The sequence below is a fragment of the Nonomuraea sp. ATR24 genome, assembly GCF_041950485.1.
In the GTDB taxonomy this organism is placed as follows: Bacteria; Actinomycetota; Actinomycetes; order Streptosporangiales; family Streptosporangiaceae; genus Nonomuraea; species Nonomuraea ceibae.
Genome location: NZ_JBGNUU010000005.1, coordinates 283,112 through 303,349 on the forward strand (window position 1 = coordinate 283,112; position 20,238 = coordinate 303,349).

Sequence of the window (20,238 nt, forward strand, 5' to 3'; positions counted from 1 at the left end):
CCACAACCTCGTAGTGAAGGCTGTACCCCAAGACAGCGCTGGCCCATCATCGACGCCGAACGTATCGGCGACCATGGGCCACGATCCAACTATCTCCCCCCAGGTCTACGCGTCGCCGGAGGTCAGCCCCGCAGGGCAGCTCACGCCTGTGCCGCCGATCCCGCAGTACCCGTCGGGCACCTTGAAGAGGTACTGCTGGTGGTAGTCCTCCGCGAAGTAGAACGGCCCCGCCGGTGCCACCTCTGTCGTGATGGCGCCGTAGCCCGCCTCCGTCAGCACCTTCTGGTACGCGTCGCGCGAGGTCTCGGCGGCCTTCTGCTGCTCCGGCGAGTGGTAGTAGACGGCCGACCGATACTGGGTGCCGACGTCGTTGCCCTGGCGCATGCCCTGGGTGGGGTCGTGCGCCTCCCAGAAGACCTTCAGCAGCTCCTCGTACGAGATCACGGCCGGGTCGAAGACGACGCGCACCACCTCGGTGTGTCCGGTGCGGCCGCTACAGACCTCTTCGTACGTCGGGTTGGGGGTGTAGCCGCCCTGGTAGCCGGCGGCCGTGGTGACGACGCCGGGCGTCTGCCAGAACTTGCGCTCCGCGCCCCAGAAGCAGCCCAGGCCGAAGTCCGCGACTTCCACGCCCGGCGGGTAGGGCGGGGCCAGCGGGGCGTCGAGGACGGCGTGGCGGGCGGGGACGGGGATCGGGTCGGGGCGGCCCGGCAGGGCGTCCTCGCGACTGACCATCGATGTCTTGGTTCCGAACAGCCAACCCATAGCGCACCTCCACGGTTCACTCTACAGAGGGCACAACGCTTAACACCTTCTACATAGTCCCGTATAGATGTGCACATTTGTGTTTAAGCATGGTAATGCCCGAAGATAGGGGACATGCCTGACTTGCGACGCGGTGTGCTGTTCGGGGTGGCCGCTTATGCCATGTGGGGACTGTTCCCCCTCTACTGGCCGCTGCTGAAGCCGTCCGGGGCGGTGGAGATCCTCGCGCACCGCATCGTCTGGTCGCTGGTCGCCGTCGTGGCGGTGCTGCTCGTGCGCCGGCACTGGTCGTGGGTCAAGGAGCTGGTACGGCAGCCGCGCAAGCTCGGGCTGCTGACCGTGGCCGCGGTGGTGATCACGGTCAACTGGGGCACGTACATCTACGCGGTCAACACCGGCCACGTGGTCGAGAGCGCGCTGGGCTACTTCATCAACCCGCTGGTCAGCGTGCTGTTCGGGGTGTTGCTGCTGAAGGAGCGGCTGCGGCCGTTGCAGTGGACGGCCGTGGGGTTCGGGGCGCTGGCGGTGCTGGTGCTGACCGTCAACTACGGGCGGCCGCCGTACATGGCGCTGGTGCTGGCGGTGAGCTTCGCGGTGTATGGGCTGGTCAAGAAGCAGGCGAACGTGGGGGCGGCCGAGAGCCTGACCGTGGAGACGCTCGTGCTGCTGGTGCCGGCGCTGGCGTATCTGACGTTCCTGCAGCAGCAGGGGCAGTCGACGTTCGGCACCCTGGGGGCGGGGCACGCCGCGCTGCTCGTGGGGGCGGGGGTGATCACGGCGCTGCCGCTGCTGGCGTTCACCGCCTCGGCGATCCGGGTGCCGCTCAGCACGATCGGGCTGCTTCAGTACATCGCGCCGGTGCTGCAGTTCCTGGTCGGGGTGCTGATCGCCAAGGAGACGATGCCGCCGAGCCGGTGGGCCGGCTTCGCCATCGTGTGGATCGCGCTGGCGATCTTCACGTACGACAGCTTCCGCGCGGCACGGGCGCGGCGGCCGAAGAAGAAGGCGTCAGCCCGACCGCTCGACCACGTAGTCACATAGCGCCAAAAAGGCGGACTTGGCCGGGATGTCAGGCAGGCCGGAGATGTCGTGCCGAGCCCGGTCCACCCACGCGTCCAGCTCGGCCCGCGCCTGAGCCATCGCCGGGTGCGCCCGCAGCAGCGTCAGCGCCTCGTCCAGGTCCGACTCGGCCACCGGCCCCGACAGCAGCTCGGCCAGCCGCGACGACGGGTCGGAGGCCAGCACGTAGAGCACCGGCAGCGTCTTGATGCCCTCGCGCAGGTCGGTGCCGGGCGTCTTGCCCGACTCGGTGGAGGTGGAGGCCACGTCCAGCAGGTCGTCGCCGAGCTGCCAGGCCACGCCGATCGCCTCGCAGGCCCGGCTCAGCCGCTCCTCCACGTCGGCGGGAGCACCGGACAGCAGCGCCCCGAAGCGGCCCGAGGCCGCGATGAGCGAGCCGGTCTTGTCGGCCAGCACGCTGATGTAGTGGGCCACCGGGTCGTCACCGGCCTGAGGGCCGATGGTCTCGCGGATCTGCCCCTGCACGAGGCGGGAGAACGTCTGCGCCTGGACCCGGATCAGCTCGGGGCCGAGGTCGGCGAGCAGATCGGAAGCCTGGGCGAACAGGTAGTCGCCGGTCAGGATGGCCACGGTGTTGTCCCACCGGGCGTTGGCCGACGGGGAGCCCCGGCGCACCGGGGCCTCGTCCATCACGTCGTCGTGGTAGAGCGACCCGAGATGGGTCAGCTCGATCACCACGGCGCCGGGCACCACGCCCGGCGCCGACGGGTCGCCGAACTGGGCCGCCAGCAGCACCATCAGCGTGCGGAAACGCTTGCCACCGGCCTCGATGAGGTGCTTGGACGCCTCCGTGACGAAGGCGTCCTCGCTCTCCACCGACGAGCGCAGCAGCTTCTCCACCGCGGCCAGCCCGTTGGACACGTCCTGCGCCAACCGCTCGTCCTCGATGGGAAGGTCAACAACGGGAGGCGCGGACATATGGGATCCCCTATCTAACGAAAAGGCCAGATGCAGCCTGCTGGGCAAGGTCGAGCACGGGCTCCGGGTACAGCCCGACTCCTACCGTAACCAGCAGCGAGACCGCGATGACCGCCACGGTCCCCGCACTGGGGATCGCGATGGCCGGGCCGTCGGCCGCGGGCTCGCTGAAGAACATCAGCACGATGACGCGGACGTAGAAGAACGCGGCGATCGCCGAGGCGATGACGCCGACCACGACCAGTCCGGTCATCCAGCCGCCCAGCGAGTCGCCGGCCTCGGAGGCGCTGCCCAGCGCCGCCGTGAAGACCGCGTACTTGCCGAAGAAGCCGCTCGTGAGCGGGATTCCAGCGAACGCCAGCAGGAAGAAGGCGAACACCCCGGCCAGGATCGGCGACCGCTTGCCCAGCCCCGCCCAGCGGGAGAGGTGGTTGGCCTCGCCGCCGGGATCGCGTACCAGCGTGACCACGGCGAACGCGCCGACCGTGGTGATGCCGTACACGAGCAGGTAGAACAGGATCGCCTGCAGCGACACCGCGTTGCCCTCGGCGGCCGAGTAGGTGGCCATGACGCCCACCAGCAGGAAGCCGGCGTGCGCGATCGAGGAGTAGGCGAGCATCCGCTTGATGTCCGTCTGCGTGATCGCCAGCACCGCGCCGACGATCATCGTCAGGGCCGCGATGACCCAGATGACCGGACGCCAGTTCCAGTCGAGGTTGCCCAGCGCCACCCAGAAGACGCGCAGCAGCGCGCCCACGGCGGCCACCAGCGTGCCGGAGGCCATGAGGGCGGTGATGGGCGTCGGGGCGCCCTGGTAGACGTCCGGCTTCCACGCCTGGAACGGCGCCGCGCCGATCTTGAACAGCAGGCCCACGCCGGCCAGCGCGAAGCCGATCAGCAGCAGCGGGTCCAGCGCGGCCCCGGTCGTCATGGCCTGGCCGATCCCGGCCAGCGACACGGTCCCGGCGTAGCCGTACAGCATCGCGATGCCGTACAGAAAGAACGCCGAGGAGAACGCGCCCAGCAGGAAGTACTTCAGCGAGGCTTCCTGCGAGAGCAGGCGGCGACGCCGGGCCAGGCCGCACAGCAGGTACAGCGGCAGCGACATGACCTCAAGGCCGACGAACATGGTCAGCAGGTCGTTCGCGGCGGGGAACATGAGCATGCCGCCCACCGCGAACAGCGCCAGCGGGTAGACCTCGGTGTGCGCGCTGCCGGCCCGCTCGGCCTCTTCCTCGTCGGCGCTGCCGGGCACCGACGCCGCCGAGGCGACGAAGTGACCCTCGTCGTTGATCAGCAGCACGCAGACGATGGACAGGACGAGGATGACGCCCCAGATGAACAGCGCCGGCCCGTCGACCGCGAGCGCCCCCATCGCGACCGGCTCGGTCGGCACGCCGCCGCCGACGACGGTCACGAGCACCAGCGCGAACGCGCCGACCAGGCTGAGCAGCGTCAGCGGCACCTGGATGGACCTGCGCAGGTAGCGGGGCGCGAACGCCTCCACCAGCACGCCGACGACGGCGGCCGCGAACACGAGCAGCAGCGGCGCCAGCGTGCCGTACTCGATCGTCGGCGCCTCGATGACGTTGTTCACTGACCGGCTCCCTTCTCAGCGATAGCCGGGTTGTCGACCTGCACGTTGGACAGCGTGCTGGTCACCGCGGGTGCGATCACGTCGAGCAGCGGCTTGGGGAAGAACCCGAAGCCGATGATCAGGGCGACCAGCGGCGCGAGCACCCACACCTCGCGCGCGTTCAGGTCCTTGAACGCCTTGACCGGCTCGGCGGTCGGCCCGTTGAGCGTCCGCTGCACCATCCACAGGATGTAGACGGCGGCCAGGATGACGGCCAGCGCGGAGACGATCGCCGCGACGGTGAGCGCCCCCGACCCGAACGCCGGGCTGGAGTAGGTGCCGATCATCACCATGAACTCGCTGACGAACGAGGACAGCCCCGGCAGCGAGAGCCCGGCCAGACCGGCGACCAGGAAGAAGCCGGCCAGCAGCGGCGTGACCTTCTGCGCGCCGCCGTAGTCGGCGATGTGCGGGGAGCCGCGCCTGGCGATGAGGAACCCGGCCGCCAGGAACAGCGCGCCGGTCGCGAAGCCGTGGTTGACCATGTAGAGGGCGGCGCCCTCCTGGGCCACCTGCGACATCGCGAACACGCCCATGACGATGAAGCCGAAGTGCGAGATCGACGTGTAGGCGATCAGGCGCTTCATGTCGGTCTGGCCGATGGCCACGATCGCGCCGTAGATGATGCTGATGACCGCCAGCACGATGATCGGCATGGTGAACGCCTTGGCGGCGTCGGGGAACAGCTCCAGGCAGAACCGGAGCATTCCGTACGTGCCGACCTTGTCCAGCACGCCGACCAGCAGCACCGCGGCGCCGGCCGGAGCCTGCGCGGCGGCGTCGGGCAGCCAGGTGTGCACCGGCCAGAGCGGCGCCTTGATGGCGAAGGCGATGAAGAAGCCCGCGAACAGCCACTTCTGCGTCACCGGGTCCTGGATGGCGCCGACGAGCTCGGGGAACATGAACGTCCCCTTGCCCGCGACGACGTACAGGCCGATGACCGCGACCAGCATGAGCAGGCCGCCGAAGAGCGAGTACAGCAGGAACTTGACCGCCGCGTAGGACCGCTGCGCCCCGCCATAGGACCCGATCATGAAGTACATCGGGATCAGCATGGCTTCGAAGAAGACGTAGAACAGGAAGATGTCGGTCGCCGCGAAGACGCCGATCATCATCGCTTCCAGCACGAGCAGCAGCGAGAAGTACGTCTTGACCGACCGCTTGGGCGCGACCACGGTGCCGTCGGCGGCCTTGACGCCGGAGGCGTCGTGCCACGAGGCGAGCACCACGATCGGCACCAGCACGGCCGACAGGGCGATCAGCACCAGCGCGATGCCGTCGACGCCCACCCCGAAGTGCACCCCGAAGCTCGGGATCCAGTCGTACGTGGCCGCGAACTTGAACCGGTCACCGGGGGCGCCGGTGAACTGGAACGCCATGACGAGCGTCAGCGCCAGCACGACCAGCGAGACCAGCAGCGTGACCTGCTTGGCCAGCTTGTCGCTGCCCTTGGGAAGCAGCGCTACCACGATGGCGCCCAGCACGGGCACCGCCATGAGTATCGGGAGCCAGAGTGACGACATCAGATGTTCCCAACGAGGAGCAGGGCGCCGGTCAGCAGGGCGGCGCCGATCAGGATGGACAACGCGTACGTTCTGGCGAAGCCCGTCTGGAGCCGCCGCAGGCGCCCTGAGCTCCCGCCGATGCCCGCGGCCAGGCCGTTGACCAGCCCGTCGATGCCGCGGTTGTCGAAGTACACCGCGATGCGGGTCAGCCACTGGCCGGGGCGCATGAACAGCGATTCGTTGAGCGCGTCGCCGTACAGGTCACGCCGGGCGAAGGTGGTGAGGAACGAGCCGCGCGGCTGCACGGCCGGCACCTGGGCGCGGCCGTACTTCATCCACGCGATCGCCGCGCCGACGGCCACCAGCGCCAGCGTGGACAGACCCACCGTGGTGGTGCTGAACACGTGCGGGACGGGCGCGTGCTCCGGCATGCCCACCGCGGGCGCCAGGAAGTGCATGAGCCTGTTGTCCATGATGAGGAAGTAGCCGAGCACGATCGAGCCGATCGACAGCAGGATCAGCGGCACGGTCATCACCGAGGGCGACTCGTGCGGGTGCGCGTCCTTCTCCCAGCGCTTCTCGCCGAAGAACGTCATGAAGATCATGCGGGACATGTAGAAGCCGGTGATGCCCGCGCCGAGGACGGCCAGCCAGCCCATCCAGGCGCCGTGCTCCATGGCCGTCTCGATGATCCCGTCCTTGGTGTAGAAGCCGGACAGGAACGGGAAGCCGATGATGGCCAGGTAGCCGACCATGAACGTGGCGAAGGTGATCGGCATGTACTTGCGGAGACCGCCGTACTTGCGCATGTCGACCTCGTCGTTCATGCCGTGCATGACCGAGCCGGCGCCGAGGAACATGTCGGCCTTGAAGAAGCCGTGCGCGATCAGGTGCGCGATGGCGAAGGCGTAGCCCGCCGGGCCGAGACCCGCGCCGAGCATCATGTAGCCGATCTGCGACATCGTCGAGCCGGCCAAGCCCTTCTTGATGTCGTCCTTGGCACAACCGATGATCGCACCGGCGAGCAGCGTGGCCACACCGACGATCGTGACGACCAGCGAGGCCACGTCGGACGCCTCGAAGAACGCGCCCGAGCGGACCACCAGGTAGACGCCGGCGGTGACCATGGTCGCGGCGTGGATGAGGGCCGAGACCGGGGTCGGGCCCTCCATCGCGTCCAGGAGCCACGACTGCAGCGGGAGCTGCGCCGACTTGCCGCACGCGCCGAGGAGCAGCAGCAGGCCGATGGCGGTCAGCGTGCCGTCGGAGGCGGTGCCGATCTGCTGGGCGCCCAGGTCCTTGAAGGCCAGCGAGCCGAACGACGTCCAGATGATGAACATGCCGACCAGCAGCCCGAAGTCACCGACGCGGTTGACGACGAACGCCTTCTTCGCCGCGACCGCCGCCGACGGCTTGAACTGCCAGAACCCGATGAGCAGGTACGAGGCCAGGCCGACGCCCTCCCAGCCGATGAACAGCCCGACGTAGTTGTCGGACAGCACCAGCAGGAGCATCGCGGCGACGAACAGGTTCAGGTAGGAGAAGAACCTGCGCCGGTCGGGGTCGTGCGACATGTAGCCGATCGAGTAGATGTGGATCAGCGATCCGACACCGGTGATCAGCAGCGCGAAGCTGACCGACAGGGGGTCGACGAGCAGCCCCATGTCGAGCTTCAGGCTGGGGATGAACTCGTACAGCCGCACGGCCCTGCGGCGCTGATCCTCGCCGAGTCCGAGCAACTCGACGAACGCCAGCACCGCCACGGCGAACGAGGCGAGGGACATGGCCACGCCCAGCAGATGGCCCCACCGGTTGGTGAACCGGTTGAACACCAGCAGGATGAACGCCCCCAGCAACGGGAGGGCGATCATCAGCCAGGACACGCCGATCGCGCCACCAGCGGTGTGCTGGATGATCTCAGCAGGAGATTCCACCAGTCACCTCTTAGTACTTCAGCAGGTTGGCGTCGTCGACCGACGCGGACCTGCGGGTTCGGAAGATCGTCACGATGATTGCCAGGCCGACCACGACCTCGGCCGCGGCCACCACCATCACGAAGAACGCGATGATCTGGCCTTCGAGGTTGCCGACCTGCCTGGCGAACGTGACGAACGCCAGGTTGCAGGCGTTGAGCATGAGCTCCACGCACATGAACACGACGATCGCGTTGCGCCGGATCAGCACGCCCATGGCGCCGATCGCGAACAGCAGGCCCGACAGGATGAGGTAATGCGTCGTCACTTGGACTCCTCCTCGGCCCGGTGCTTGATGGCCTCGGCGAGCTTGGGGTCCTCGGGCAGGTGCCCATGCTCCACGTCGTAGCGGGCGATGTAGCGGTTGACCGAGGACTCGGCCACGGACCCGTCGGGCAGCAGCGCCGGCATGTCGATGGCGTTGCCGGTCGCGTACGTGCCCGGGCCGGGCAGCGGCGACGGGCGGTCGCCGAGGAAGCGGGCCTTGGACAGGTCCTTCTGCGTGGCCTTCTTGGCCAGCCGCTCGCGGTGCGCCAGCACCATCGCGGCGAGCGCGGCGGTGATGAGCAGCGCCGAGGTGACCTCGAACGCGAAGACGTACTTGGTGAACAGCAGCAGCGCGATCGAGCGGATGTAGCCGCCCTGACCGGTGGCCATCGCCAGGCCCGTCTGCGGCGCGAAGATCGCGTTGCCCACGGCCAGGATGATCAGCGCGGCGAATCCGACGCCCGCGATGATCGCCCAGAACCGCTGGCCGCGGAGCGTCTCCACGAGCGAGTCGGAGGAGTCGACGCCGACCAGCATGAGCACGAACAGGAACAGCATCATGACGGCGCCGGTGTAGACGATGATCTGCACCGCGGCCAGGAAGGGCGCGTCCTGCACGGCGTAGAGGACCGCGAGGCAGAGCATCACGGTGCCGAGCATCAGCGCCGAGTAGACGGCCTTCCGGTTGAAGACCACGCCGAGCGCGGCGCCGACGGACACGACGGCGAGCACCCAGAAAGTGATGGTCTCACCCATTGGTCCGTCCCAGCCGGTAGTAGTCCTCTTCGGTCTCGCCGAGCCGCATGGGGTGCGGCGGCTGCTCCATGCCCTGGGTGAGCGGCGCGAGGAGCATCTCCTTGGTGTAGATGAGGCTCTCGCGGTTGCTGTCGGCGAGCTCGTACTCGTTGGTCATGGTGAGCGCCCGGGTCGGGCACGCCTCGATGCACAGGCCGCACAGGATGCACCGCAGATAGTTGATCTGGTAGGTGCGGCCGTAGCGCTCGCCCGGCGAGAAGCGCTCCTCGTCGGTGTTGTCCGCGCCCTCCACGTAGATGGCGTCGGCCGGACACGCCCACGCGCACAGCTCGCAGCCGACGCACTTCTCCAGCCCGTCAGGCCAGCGGTTGAGCTGGTGCCGCCCGTGGAAGCGCGGAGCCGTCGGCTTCTTCTCCTCCGGGTAGTTGGTCGTGACGGGCTTCTTGAACATCGTGTGGAAGGTGACCCCGAAGCCCTTGACGGGGTTCAGCCAATCAGTTAGTCCCACTGGGAATCTCCTTGTGCTGCACCCCGTGGTAGTGCGGCAGATCGAGCGGCGGCACAGGGAAGCCGCCTGCCGTCGGCTCGTTGGACAGCTCCTCGAACTCGGCTTCGACCTCCGCCTTCCTGGCTTCCTTGCGCCGCTGGTTCACGGTGTCGAACCGCATCCAGATGGCCAGCGCCCCGATGACGACGATCGCGCCGAGCCCGGCGGAGACGTAGATGCTCCCCTCGAACGTGCCGTTGTTCACGTAGATGATGTTGCGAACGGCGGCGACGAGAAGGATCCACGCCAGGTTGACCGGGATCAGGACCTTCCAGCCCAGCGACATCAGCTGGTCGTACCGGACACGCGGCAGCGAGGCGCGCACCCAGACGATGAAGCAGAACGTCAGCACGAACTTGATGAAGAACCAGAGCACCGGAACCCAGCCCGTGTGCGCCCACTCCCAGCTCATCGGGAGCGGTGCCCGCCAGCCGCCCATGAACAGCGTCACGGCGATGGCCGAGGCGGTGAAGGTGTGCAGGTATTCGCCCATCATGATCAGGGCGAACTTCAGCGACGAGGAGTATTCCGTCTGGAACCCGCCGACCAGCTCGCCTTCACCCTCGGGCAGGTCGAACGGGATGCGCGCGGCCTCGCCGAACATGCAGACCACGTAGACCAGGAACGACGGCAGCAACAGCACGGCGTACCAGGTCTGCTGCTGCGCGCCGACGATCTCCGAGGTGGACAGCGTCCCGGCGAACAGGAAGATCGCCACGAACGACAGGCCCATCGCGATCTCGTACGAGACCACCTGCGCCGCCGACCGGAGGCCGCCGAGCAGGGCGTACGGCGAGCGTGACGACCAGCCGGCCAGCACCACGCCGTAGACCGAGACGGCGCCCATGGCCAGCATGAACAGCACGGCCACCGGCAGGTCGACGAGCTGGAGCGGCGTCTGCACGCCGAACAGGTTCACCATCGGCCCGAACGGCACGATGGAGAAGGCCAGGAAGGCCGGGATCACCATGATGACCGGGGCCAGCAGGTAGAGCACCTTGTCCACGGTCCGCGGGAAGATGTCCTCCTTCAGGCCCATCTTCAGACCGTCGGCCACCGACTGGAGCAGGCCGAACTTGCCCGCCCGGTTGGGGCCGTAGCGGTTCTGCATCCGGGAGATGAGCTTGCGCTCGAACCAGACGCCGAACAGGATGCCCAGCATCAGGAAGGCGAACAGCATGACCGCCTTGATGATGGTGATCCAGAGCGGGTCCTTGCCGAAGTCTTCGACGGTCGGACTGGCCGCGAGAACGAAGGTCATGAGGCGCTCCCGATGGTGACGATGTCGCCGGCCACCGCGCCGAGGTCGCGCGTGACCGAGCAGCCGCCCGAGTTCGACGGCACCCAGACCACGCGGTCGGGCAGGTCGGCGATGCGGACGGGCAGCGTGACCGCGTTCGGGCCGGGCCCGCCGACGACGACCTTGTCACCGTCGGCGACGCCGATCTCCGCGGCCGTGCTCTCCGACAGCAGCGCCTCGGCGGCCCGCGCGGTGCCGGCCAGGTACGGCTCGCCGTCCTGGAGGCGGCCGTCGTCGAGCAGCAGGTGCCAGGTCGCCAGCACGGCCCCGCCGGCGGCGGGGGCGGCGGGCGAGCCGGCGCCGACGCTCGGCGCGGCGACGCGGGTGCCCCGGTAGGAGCCGATGCCCGACAGCTCGCGCCGGGCCGCCTTGGCGTCCGGCAGGCCCAGGTGCACGTCCATGCGGTCGGCCAGGTCGCCGACGACCGCGAGGTCGCTGCGCAGGCCGGGCACCTTGAGCGGGGCCTCGAACGAGCGGCCCCGGCCCTCCCAGTTGACGAACGTGCCGCTCTTCTCCTGCACGGTGGCGACCGGCAGCACCACGTCGGCCCGGTCGGTGACGGCGCTGGCGCGCGTCTCCAGGCTGACGATGAACGGCGTGTTCTCCAGCGCCTCCAGCGCGGCGACCGGGTTGGCCAGGTCGTAGGGGTCGACGCCGGCCACGACCAGCGCGTCGAGCTCCCCGTCACGGGCGGCGGCGAGCATCGCGTCGGTGTCGCGGCCCGGGGTGGCGGGCAGCGAGGACACGTTCCAGGCGCGGGCGATCTCGGCCCTGGCGCTCTCGTCGTCGACCGGGCGGCCGATCGGCAGCAGGTTGGGCAGCGCGCCCGCCTCGACCGCGCCGCGCTCGCCGGCCCTGCGCGGGACCCAGGCGATGCGGGCGTCGGAGGCGGCGCCCAGCCGGACCAGCGCCGACAGCGCGCCGGGGACGGTCGCCAGGCGCTCGCCGGCGAGCACGATCGTGCCCTCGGCCAGCGTGCCGACCAGGTCGCCGATCGCGTCGGCCTCCCCGCCCGGCGCGGTGCGGATGAGCGTGCCGCCCATCTTGGCCAGGCCGTTGGTGGCGAACGGGGCGATCGCGGTGACCTTGAGGCCGCGCTTCTGCCACGCCTTGCGCAGGCGCAGGAAGACGATCGGCGACTCCTCCTCGGGCTCGAACCCGACGAGCAGCACCGCGGGGGCGCTCTCCAGGTCGGCGTAGGAGACCTCGATCCCCTTGCCGGCGACCGCGTGCGCGAGGAAGCGGGCCTCCTCGGCGGAGTGCGGCCGGGCGCGGAAGTCGACGTCGTTCGTGCCGAGCGCGAGCCGGGCGAACTTGGCGTAGGCGTAGGCGTCCTCGACCGTGACCCGGCCGCCGACCAGCACGCCGGCCTTGCCGCGGGCGGCGGCCAGGCCCTGGGCGGCGACGCTCAGCGCCTCCGGCCAGGAGGCGGGCTCCAGCACGCCCTCCTCATTGCGGACCAGCGGCGTCCTGAGCCGGTCGGGCTGCGTGGCGTAGGTGAACGCCCAGCGGCCCTTGTCGCAGTTCCACTCCTCGTTGACCTGCGGGTCGTTGCCCGCCAGGCGGCGGGTGACGCGGCCGCGCCGGTGGTCGGTGCGCAGGCTGCACCCGGAGGCGCAGTGCTCGCACGCGCTCGGCGTGGACACCAGGTCGAACGGGCGGGCCCGGAACCGGTAGGCGGCGCCGGTCAGCGCGCCCACCGGGCAGATCTGCACCGTGTTGCCCGAGAAGTAGGACTGGAACGGCTCGCCGTCGGCGACGCCCACCTGCTCCTTGGCCCCGCGCTCGAAGAACTCGATGAACGGGTCACCGGCGATCTGGTCGGAGAAGCGGATGCAGCGCGCGCACTGCACGCAGCGCTCGCGGTCGAGCAGCACCTGGGTGGACAGCGGCAGCGGCTTGGCGAACGTCCGCTTCTGCTCCTGGAAGCGCGACTCGCCCTGGCCGTTGGACATGGCCTGGTTCTGCAGCGGGCACTCGCCGCCCTTGTCGCAGACCGGGCAGTCGAGCGGGTGGTTCAGGAGCAGGAACTCCATCGCCGCCCGCTGCGCCTTCTCCGCCACCGGCGAGGTCAGCTGGGTCTGCACGACCATGCCCTCGGCGACCTCGATCGCGCACGACGGCTGCGGCTTGGGGAAGCCGCGGCCGTTGCCGGCGTCGGGGATGTCGACGAGACACTGGCGGCAGTTGGCCGCCGGGTCGAGCAGCGGGTGGTCGCAGAACCTGGGGATCTGGATGCCCAGCAGCTCGGCCGCCCTGATGATCAGCGTGCCCTTGGGGACGCTGACCTGGAACCCGTCGATCGTGAGGGTCACCAGGGTGGTCTCAGTTTCTGTCACGGTCACTGGTCACCCCACAGAGTGGACTTCTTCGCGTCGAACGGGCAGCCGCCGACCTCGAAGTGCTTGAGGTACTCCTCGCGGAAGTACTTCACCGAGGAGTGGATCGGGCTGGTGGCGCCGTCGCCGAGCGCGCAGAACGAGCGGCCCAGGATGTTGTCGGCGATGTCGGTGATCGTCGACAGGTCCTCCTCGGTGCCCTGACCCTTCTCCAGGCGCTTGAGCACCTGCTTGAGCCAGTAGGTGCCCTCACGGCACGGCGTGCACTTGCCGCACGACTCGTGGGCGTAGAACTCGGTCCAGCGCAGCACCGTGCGGACCACGCAGGTGGTCTCGTCGAAGATCTGCAGCGCCCGGGTGCCGAGCATGGAGCCCTTCGCGCCGACCGCCTCGAAGTCGAGCGGCACGTCGAGGTGCTCGTCGGTGAAGATCGGCGTGGACGAGCCGCCCGGGGTCCAGAACTTGATCCGGTGCCCGGCGCGGATGCCGCCCGCCATGTCGAGCAGCTCGCGCAGCGTGATGCCGAGCGGAGCCTCGTACTGGCCCGGCCTGGTGACGTGGCCGCTCAGCGAGAAGATGCCGAAGCCCTTGGACTTCTCGGTGCCCATCCCGGCGAACCAGTCGGCCCCGTTGGCGATGATCGAGGGAACACTGGCCACGGACTCGACGTTGTTCACGACAGTAGGCGAGGCGTAAAGGCCCGCCACGGCCGGGAACGGAGGCTTGAGCCGCGGTTGACCCCTGAAGCCCTCCAGCGAGTCCAGCAGCGCCGTCTCCTCGCCGCAGATGTACGCCCCGGCGCCGCTGTGCACGACGAGCTCCAGGTCGTAGCCCGTGCCGAAGATGTCCTTGCCGAGATAGCCCTTCTCGTACGCCTCGCGCACGGCCGCGTGCAGCCGCCGGATGACGTGCAGCACCTCGCCGCGCACGTAGATGAAGGCGTGGTTGGCGCGGATCGCGAACGCCGTGATGATGACGCCCTCGACCAGCGAGTGCGGGTTGGCCATCATGAGCGGGATGTCCTTGCAGGTGCCCGGCTCCGACTCGTCGGCGTTGACGACGAGATAGTGCGGCTTGCCGTCACCCTGCGGGATGAAGCCCCACTTCATGCCGGTGGGGAAGCCGGCGCCGCCGCGGCCGCGCAGGCCCGAGTCCTTGACGGCCTGGATGACGGCGTCCGGGTCCATGCCCAGCGCCTTCTTGGCCGCCTCGTACGGCCCGTAGCCGTCGATGGTGAAGGAGTCGGGGCGGTCCCAGTTGGCGGTCAGGACCGGTGTCAGGGTCGTGCTCATGCCTCGGGGGCCTTCCATCCGTTGGCCTTGGCCAGCTTGAGGCCCTCCAGCGAGGGGCCGGCGGCCGAGGGGCCGTCGCCCGCCAGCTCGTCGGGCAGGCCGGAGAGCACCCGCGACGCCTCCTTGAACGTGCACAGCTTCTTCGGACCGCGGGTGGGCCGCACGTCCTTGCCGTCACGCAGGTCGTCGACGAGCTGCTTGGCCGATTCGGGCGTCTGGTTGTCGAAGAACTCCCAGTTGACCATCATGACCGGGGCGAAGTCGCAGGCCGCGTTGCACTCCAGGCGCTCCAGCGAGATCTTGCCGTCGCCGGTCGTCTCCTCGTGGCCGACGCCGACGTGCTCGGACAGCTCGTCCCAGATCTCGTCGCCGCCCATGACGGCGCAGAGCGCGTTGATGCAGACGCCGACGTGAAACTCGCCGGCGGGCTTGCGCTTGTACATGGTGTAGAAGGTCGAGACGCCGACGACCTCCGCCTTGCTCAGGCCCAGCATCTCCGCACAGAACTCGTGCCCGTCGTCGGAGACGTAGCCGTCCTCCGACTGCACCAGGTGCAGCAGCGGAAGCAGCGCCGACCGCGTCTTCGGGTAACGGCCGATGATCTCCTTGGCGTCGCGTTCGAGACGCTCGCGGACTTCCGGTGAATAAGTCACCGGTCCACACCTCCCATGACGGGGTCGATAGAAGCCACCGCGGCGATCACGTCGGCGACCTGGCCGCCCTCCGCCATGGCGGGGAAGCTTTGCAGGTTGCAGAACGACGGCTCGCGGAAGTGGACGCGGTAGGGCCGGGTGCCGCCGTCGCTGACGACGTGCGCGCCGAGCTCGCCCTTGGGCGACTCGATCGGCGCGTAGGCCTGGCCGGCCGGCACGCGGAAGCCCTCCGTCACCAGCTTGAAGTGGTGGATCAGGGCTTCCATGGAGCTGCCCATGATGTGCGCGATGTGGTCGGGGGAGTTGCCGAAGCCGTCGGGGCCGAGCGCGAGCTGCGCGGGCCAGCCGATCTTCTTGTCCTCGATCATCACCGGGTCGCCCTTGAGCGGGCCGGCGATCCGGTCCAGGGCCTGCTCGATGATCTTGAGGGACTCCTCCATCTCCTGCATGCGCACGAGGTAGCGGGAGTAGACGTCGCAGCCGCGCTGGGTCGCCACGTCGAACTCGTAGGTCTCGTAACCGCAGTAGGGCTGCGACTTGCGCAGGTCCCACGGCAGGCCGGCGGCCCGCAGGATGGGGCCGGTGATGCCGAGCGCCATGCAGCCGGTCAGGTCGAGGTAGGCGACGTCCTTGGTGCGGCGGACGTACACCGGGTTCTCGTCGAGAAGCTTGCGGATGTCCTTGATCCGCTTGGGCATCTCCTTGAGGAACTCGCCGACCTTGTCCACGGCTCCGGCGGGCAGGTCGACGCTGACGCCGCCCGGCCGCACGTAGGCGTGGTTCATGCGCAGTCCGGTGATGTACTCGAACAGCTCCATGACCATTTCGCGGTCACGGTAGCCGAACAGGAACGGCGTGGTCGCGCCGAGCTCCATGCCGAACGTGCCCATCGCGACCAGGTGCGAGGCGATCCGGTTGAGCTCCATCATCATGACGCGGATGGCCTGCGCCCGGTCCGGGATGCGGTCCTCGATGCCGAGCAGCTTCTCCACGCTCAGGCAGTAGGCCGTCTCGTTGAAGATCGGCGACAGGTAGTCCATGCGAGTGACGAACGTGGTGCCCTGCGTCCACGTCCGGTACTCCATGTTCTTCTCGATGCCGGTGTGCAGGTAGCCGATGACGCCGCGCGCCTCGGTGACCGTCTCACCGTCGAGGGTCAGGACCAGGCGGAGCACGCCGTGCGTGGACGGGTGCTGCGGGCCCATGTTGACGACCAGGCGCTCGTCGTCGGAGTCGCGGACCCCGCTGACGACCTCGTCCCAGTCGGCGCCGGTGACCGAGTAGACCTTGCCCTCGGTCGCCTCGTCATATGCGGTGCTCACGCGTGATCCTCCCTCCGGTCGTCAACGCGCTGCTCGAAGAACTCGCTCACGCGTACGACCTCCTTTGGTCGGGCGAGGGGATGGTCGCCCCGCGGTACTCGACCGGGATGCCGCCCAGCGGGTAGTCCTTGCGCTGGGGGTGCCCGTCCCAATCGTCCGGCATCATGATCCGGGTCAGGCCCGGGTGGCCGTCGTAGATGATCCCGAAGAAGTCGTACGCCTCGCGCTCGTGCCAGTCGTGGCCCGGGTAGACGCCGACGGTCGACGGGATGTGCGGGTCGGCGTCGGGGCAGCTCGTCTCGACGCGGACGCGCCGGTTGTGGGTGATCGAGCACAGGTGGATCACCGAGTGCAGCTCCTCGCCCGCCAGGTGCGGGTAGTGCACTCCGGTGACGCCCAGCGACAGCTCGAAGCGCAGCGCCGCGTCGTCGCGCAGCTTCTGGCAGACCTCGACCAGCCGCTCCCGCTTGACGTGCAGGGTCAGCTCGCCGCGGTCGACGACCACGCGCTCGATGGCGTCGTCGAGGCCGAGGGCGTCGACGAGCTCGTCGAAGTAGCCCCCGTACGGGCGCGGCGTGGAGATCTGCGGCGCGCGGCGGACGACGAGGCCGCCGTAGCCGGAGGTGTCGCCGGAGTCGGCGGCGCCGAACATGCCGCGCCGGGCGACGGGCGCCTCCGGGGTCTTGGCGACCTCGGGCACCTCGGCGCCGGGGACCTCGGGGAGGTTGTCAGGGGAGGTCACTTGGCGGCCCCTTGGTCGATCAGCGGCAGCGTGCGCAGCGCCTTGAGCTCGAGGTCCTCGATCTGCTTGGCCCGGTGCGCGCCGAACTTCATGTTCTGGATCTTGTCGTGCAGCTTGACGATCGCATCGATGAGCATCTCCGGGCGCGGCGGGCAGCCGGGCAGGTAGATGTCGACGGGCACGATGTGGTCGACGCCCTGCACGATGGCGTAGTTGTTGAACATGCCGCCGCTGGAGGCGCACACGCCCATGGCGATGACCCACTTGGGCTCGGCCATCTGGTCGTAGATCTGCCGCAGGACGGGAGCCATCTTCTGCGACACGCGACCGGCGACGATCATCAGGTCGGCCTGCCGGGGAGACGCCGAAGCGCGCTCCATGCCGAAGCGCGCCAGGTCGTAGTGGGGGCCACCGGTGGCCATCAGCTCGATGGCGCAACAGGCGAGCCCGAAGGTGGCGGGCCATACGGAGTTCTTGCGCGCCCAGCCCGCGGCCTGCTCGACCGTGCTGAGGATGAACCCGCTGGGGAGTTTCTCTTCAAGTCCCATTTTCAGTCCCAGTCCAGACCCTTGCGGCGCCACACGTACGCGTAGGCCACGAGCACGGTGACGATGAACAGCAGCATCTCGACGAGCGCGAACACCCCGAGGCCGGAGGAGATCACGCTGCCCGCGTCGTTGGTGAGCGGAGCGAACGAGACCGCCCACGGGTAGAGGAAGATGATCTCGATGTCGAAGACGATGAAGAGCATCGCCGTGATCATGTATTTGAGCGGGAACCGTCCGCCACCGACAGGCTGGGGCGTCGGCTCGATGCCGCATTCGTAGGCGTCAAGCTTCGCGCGGTTCCAGCGCTTGGGACCGGTGAAGGGGGCGATGGCGACCGAGAAGATCGCGAAGCCCCCCGCGAGAACGGCGAGCACCAGGATGGGCACGTACAGGTCCATCGCTACGCCTCCTCCGGAGTCGCCGCGCGCGCGGGCGCGCAGCCTGATCTATGGATGGGTGTGGGATTCATGCTCGTGGCGCGACCTTCGAGAGTGCGTTGATGATCTTGTCCGACGCATCGCCTCGCCGGTCGGTGAGATTACCAAGGAGTTTGAGCGCGAAGCGCATCAGCCTCGGGTGGGGAAGCCCGTGCCTGGTGCCGAAGCTCATCACACCCGGCTTCCCGATCGCCTGCACGAACAACCTGCCCAGCGTGAAATATCCGCCATAGGCGTCCTTCAACGTCTGAGGATACGTCCGCAGGACACGTTCTCGCTGCGCCGGGGTGGTGCCCTTGAGGGCCTTGGCGACGACCTCGGCGGCGATCTCGCCGGTCTCCATGGCGTAGGCGATGCCCTCGCCGTTGAACGGGTTGATCGAACCGCCGGAGTCGCCGGCGAGCAGGAGGCCGCGCGTATAGTGCGGCTGCCGGTTGAAGGCCATCGGGAGCGCGGCGCCGCGGATGGGGGCCGTCATGTTCTCCTCGGTGAAGCCCCACTCGGCGGGCATGGACCGGCACCACCGGCGCAGCAGGTCGCGGTAGTCGATGTTCTTGAAGTGGGTGCTGGTGTTGAGCAGGCCGAGCCCCACGTTCGCGGTGCCGTCGCCGACGCCGAACACCCAGCCGTAGCCGGGCAGCAGCGTCTGGTCGTCCCACAGCTCCAGCCACGTCTCCAGGTAGTCGTCGTCGTGGCGCGGGCTGGTGAAGTAGGTGCGCACGGCCACGCCCATCGGGCGGTCCTCGCGCCTTTGCAGCCCCATGCCGAGAGCCAGCCGGGTGCTGTTGCCGTCGGCGGCCACGACCAGCCGGCCGCGGTAGACCGTGCCGTCCTTCGTGGTGACGCCGGTGATGTGGCCGCTGCGGTCGTCGAGGACCGGCCCGGTGACGGTCACGCCCTCCATCAGGCGCGCGCCGGCCTTGACCGCGTGGGCGGCCAGGATCTCGTCGAAGTCCTGGCGGGTCCGTACGAGACCGAAGTCGGGGAAGCGCTCAAGCTTGGGCCAGTCGAGCTCGAAGCGCAGGCCGCCGCCGACGACGCGCAGGCCCTTGTTGCGCACCCAGCCGGGGGCGTCGACGTCGACGCCCATGTTGAGGAGCTGCTTGACGGCTCGCGGGGTCAGGCCGTCACCGCAGACCTTCTCCCGGGGGAAGCGGGTCTTCTCCAGGACCAGCACGTCGAGACCCGCCTGGGCCAGGTAGAAGGCGGTCGCGGATCCGGCGGGACCGGCGCCGACGACGATGACGTCAGCGTCAACTGCTGGCACGGTCACTGGACTGTCCTGTCCTACACGCTCGAAGGCCTGGCCTCGGGGTGTCTCGCCTTCGTTCCTTTGTGAACCCCTTCACAAACTTGTCGGCCCGCAGTCTAACCCTTTTCCTGGACAAAGTGGCAGCCGGGGGGCCGTCAGAGCCTAGTAGATCACGCGGCTTTGAACGCGCGGTGCATGGCCACGATCCCCAAGTCGAGGTTGCGCCAGGCGACCCGCCGCCATCCGGCGTCCTGGATGATGCGCGCCAGCGTCGCCTGGTCCGGCCAGTCACGGATCGACTCGGCCAGATATTCGTACGAATCGTCGTTGGAGCCGAAAATCTTGGCCACCTTCGGCAACAGCCGCATCAGATATTCGCGGTAGACCAGATCGAACGGCGCGAACGTCACGTGCGAGAACTCCAGGATCACCAGCCGGCCGCCCGGCTTGGTCACCCGCAGCATCTCGCGCAGCGCCTGACCGGTGTCCTGCACGTTGCGCAGCGCCACCGAGATCGTCACCGCGTCGAAGACGTCGTCGGCGAACGGCAGCCGCATCGCGTCGCCCGCGACGAACGGCACCCCCTCGCCCGTGAGCGCGTTGCGTCCGCGGCGGCGCACGCCGGTGCTCAGCATGCCGAGCGAGAAGTCGGAGGCGATCGCCCGCGCGCCCAGCGTCGTGAACGTGTCGGTCGAGGTGCCGGTGCCGGCTCCGAGGTCGAGCACGACCTCCCCGGGCCCGGCGTCGACGGCCGCGGCGACGGCCTTGCGCCACACCCTGACCTGGCCCATCGAGATCACGTCGTTGACGAGGTCGTAGCGCCGGGCGGTGCGATCGAACATCGCGGCGACCTCGTCCGGCTGCTTGTCCAACTGAGCGCGCGTCATGCGTAACAGCCTAGGGCCA

Annotated in this window: 19 protein-coding genes; 1 reads left to right on the forward strand and 18 read right to left on the reverse strand. The window is 68.8% G+C overall.

Translation table 11 applies throughout. The features are described 5' to 3' along the window. Positions 1-105 precede the first annotated feature (105 nt). The gene (gene msrA, locus ACBI99_RS15590) at positions 106-765 is read right to left on the reverse strand and encodes a peptide-methionine (S)-S-oxide reductase MsrA (RefSeq protein WP_375072577.1); all 660 of its coding nucleotides are present in this window, start codon (positions 763-765) and stop codon (positions 106-108) included. Between the two features lie 114 nt (positions 766-879). Here msrA and rarD point away from each other — a divergent pair, with 114 nt between their 5' ends. Continuing rightward, positions 880-1,806, forward strand: coding sequence for an EamA family transporter RarD (rarD, locus tag ACBI99_RS15595; protein WP_219504509.1), 927 nt, complete (start codon positions 880-882; stop codon positions 1,804-1,806). Here the strand turns inward: rarD and ACBI99_RS15600 are convergent. The 17 genes from ACBI99_RS15600 to ACBI99_RS15680 all read right to left on the reverse strand — a co-directional run bounded on the left by ACBI99_RS15600 (position 1,774) and on the right by ACBI99_RS15680 (position 20,219). Next, positions 1,774-2,763, reverse strand: a complete 990-nt coding sequence (locus tag ACBI99_RS15600) for a polyprenyl synthetase family protein (protein WP_219504508.1) — start codon at positions 2,761-2,763, stop codon at positions 1,774-1,776. The genes rarD and ACBI99_RS15600 overlap by 33 nt on opposite strands. A gap of 10 nt (positions 2,764-2,773) precedes the next feature. Then, complete coding sequence (gene nuoN, locus ACBI99_RS15605) at positions 2,774-4,360, reverse strand: NADH-quinone oxidoreductase subunit NuoN (protein WP_219504506.1); 1,587 nt, start codon at positions 4,358-4,360, stop codon at positions 2,774-2,776. Then, positions 4,357-5,922, reverse strand: a complete 1,566-nt coding sequence (locus ACBI99_RS15610) for an NADH-quinone oxidoreductase subunit M (protein ID WP_375072578.1) — start codon at positions 5,920-5,922, stop codon at positions 4,357-4,359. Before ACBI99_RS15610 ends, nuoN begins: the two co-directional genes overlap by 4 nt. After that, positions 5,922-7,775: an NADH-quinone oxidoreductase subunit L gene (nuoL, locus tag ACBI99_RS15615; protein ID WP_219504694.1), complete on the reverse strand. Its 1,854-nt coding sequence runs from the start codon at positions 7,773-7,775 to the stop codon at positions 5,922-5,924. Before nuoL ends, ACBI99_RS15610 begins: the two co-directional genes overlap by 1 nt. 73 nt (positions 7,776-7,848) lie before the next feature. Then, positions 7,849-8,145 (reverse strand): NADH-quinone oxidoreductase subunit NuoK, encoded by a 297-nt coding sequence (gene nuoK / locus ACBI99_RS15620; RefSeq protein ID WP_082309927.1) that lies wholly within the window; start codon positions 8,143-8,145, stop codon positions 7,849-7,851. Next, a complete protein-coding gene (locus ACBI99_RS15625) occupies positions 8,142-8,900 on the reverse strand; it encodes an NADH-quinone oxidoreductase subunit J (RefSeq protein ID WP_219504501.1) in 759 nt (252 codons plus the stop codon). The genes nuoK and ACBI99_RS15625 overlap by 4 nt, the downstream gene beginning before the upstream one ends. Further along, entirely contained in the window at positions 8,893-9,408 is a 516-nt protein-coding gene (nuoI, locus tag ACBI99_RS15630; protein ID WP_219504500.1) for an NADH-quinone oxidoreductase subunit NuoI, read from the reverse strand. The genes ACBI99_RS15625 and nuoI overlap by 8 nt, the downstream gene beginning before the upstream one ends. After that, positions 9,395-10,708, reverse strand: coding sequence for an NADH-quinone oxidoreductase subunit NuoH (gene nuoH / locus ACBI99_RS15635; RefSeq protein WP_219504498.1), 1,314 nt, complete (start codon positions 10,706-10,708; stop codon positions 9,395-9,397). Before nuoH ends, nuoI begins: the two co-directional genes overlap by 14 nt. Beyond that, complete coding sequence (locus ACBI99_RS15640) at positions 10,705-13,092, reverse strand: NADH-quinone oxidoreductase subunit G (RefSeq protein WP_375072579.1); 2,388 nt, start codon at positions 13,090-13,092, stop codon at positions 10,705-10,707. Before ACBI99_RS15640 ends, nuoH begins: the two co-directional genes overlap by 4 nt. Then, positions 13,089-14,378: an NADH-quinone oxidoreductase subunit NuoF gene (nuoF, locus tag ACBI99_RS15645; protein ID WP_375072580.1), complete on the reverse strand. Its 1,290-nt coding sequence runs from the start codon at positions 14,376-14,378 to the stop codon at positions 13,089-13,091. Before nuoF ends, ACBI99_RS15640 begins: the two co-directional genes overlap by 4 nt. Next, a complete protein-coding gene (nuoE, locus tag ACBI99_RS15650; protein ID WP_219504492.1) occupies positions 14,375-15,031 on the reverse strand; it encodes an NADH-quinone oxidoreductase subunit NuoE in 657 nt (218 codons plus the stop codon). The genes nuoF and nuoE overlap by 4 nt, the downstream gene beginning before the upstream one ends. After that, on the reverse strand, positions 15,028-16,353 hold the full coding sequence (locus tag ACBI99_RS15655; RefSeq protein WP_219504490.1) for an NADH-quinone oxidoreductase subunit D: 1,326 nt from the start codon (positions 16,351-16,353) through the stop codon (positions 15,028-15,030). The genes nuoE and ACBI99_RS15655 overlap by 4 nt, the downstream gene beginning before the upstream one ends. A gap of 46 nt (positions 16,354-16,399) precedes the next feature. Beyond that, entirely contained in the window at positions 16,400-17,095 is a 696-nt protein-coding gene (locus ACBI99_RS15660) for an NADH-quinone oxidoreductase subunit C (RefSeq protein ID WP_219504488.1), read from the reverse strand. Then, complete coding sequence (locus ACBI99_RS15665) at positions 17,092-17,643, reverse strand: NADH-quinone oxidoreductase subunit B family protein (protein WP_219504486.1); 552 nt, start codon at positions 17,641-17,643, stop codon at positions 17,092-17,094. Before ACBI99_RS15665 ends, ACBI99_RS15660 begins: the two co-directional genes overlap by 4 nt. A 2-nt stretch (positions 17,644-17,645) precedes the next feature. Then, complete coding sequence (locus ACBI99_RS15670) at positions 17,646-18,041, reverse strand: NADH-quinone oxidoreductase subunit A (protein ID WP_219504483.1); 396 nt, start codon at positions 18,039-18,041, stop codon at positions 17,646-17,648. Positions 18,042-18,108: 67 nt separating this feature from the next. Further along, positions 18,109-19,353: a geranylgeranyl reductase family protein gene (locus ACBI99_RS15675; RefSeq protein ID WP_219504481.1), complete on the reverse strand. Its 1,245-nt coding sequence runs from the start codon at positions 19,351-19,353 to the stop codon at positions 18,109-18,111. Between the two features lie 149 nt (positions 19,354-19,502). After that, positions 19,503-20,219 carry a demethylmenaquinone methyltransferase gene (locus tag ACBI99_RS15680; RefSeq protein WP_219504479.1) on the reverse strand — a complete coding sequence of 239 codons (717 nt, stop codon included), beginning with the start codon at positions 20,217-20,219 and terminating at the stop codon, positions 19,503-19,505. Positions 20,220-20,238 lie beyond the last annotated feature (19 nt).

Excerpts from the sequence above, each read along its gene's own strand:
- msrA (WP_375072577.1), bottom strand. The coding sequence starts at position 765 with ATGGGTTGGCTGTTCGGAACCAAGACATCGATGGTCAGTCGCGAGGAC.
- rarD (WP_219504509.1), top strand. The coding sequence starts at position 880 with ATGCCTGACTTGCGACGCGGTGTGCTGTTCGGGGTGGCCGCTTATGCC.
- ACBI99_RS15600 (WP_219504508.1), bottom strand. The coding sequence starts at position 2,763 with ATGTCCGCGCCTCCCGTTGTTGACCTTCCCATCGAGGACGAGCGGTTG.
- ACBI99_RS15610 (WP_375072578.1), bottom strand. The coding sequence starts at position 5,922 with ATGTCGTCACTCTGGCTCCCGATACTCATGGCGGTGCCCGTGCTGGGC.
- nuoL (WP_219504694.1), bottom strand. The coding sequence starts at position 7,775 with ATGATCGCCCTCCCGTTGCTGGGGGCGTTCATCCTGCTGGTGTTCAAC.
- ACBI99_RS15625 (WP_219504501.1), bottom strand. The coding sequence starts at position 8,900 with ATGGGTGAGACCATCACTTTCTGGGTGCTCGCCGTCGTGTCCGTCGGC.
- nuoH (WP_219504498.1), bottom strand. The coding sequence starts at position 10,708 with ATGACCTTCGTTCTCGCGGCCAGTCCGACCGTCGAAGACTTCGGCAAG.
- nuoF (WP_375072580.1), bottom strand. The coding sequence starts at position 14,378 with ATGAGCACGACCCTGACACCGGTCCTGACCGCCAACTGGGACCGCCCC.
- ACBI99_RS15665 (WP_219504486.1), bottom strand. The coding sequence starts at position 17,643 with ATGGGACTTGAAGAGAAACTCCCCAGCGGGTTCATCCTCAGCACGGTC.
- ACBI99_RS15670 (WP_219504483.1), bottom strand. The coding sequence starts at position 18,041 with ATGGACCTGTACGTGCCCATCCTGGTGCTCGCCGTTCTCGCGGGGGGC.
- ACBI99_RS15680 (WP_219504479.1), bottom strand. The coding sequence starts at position 20,219 with ATGACGCGCGCTCAGTTGGACAAGCAGCCGGACGAGGTCGCCGCGATG.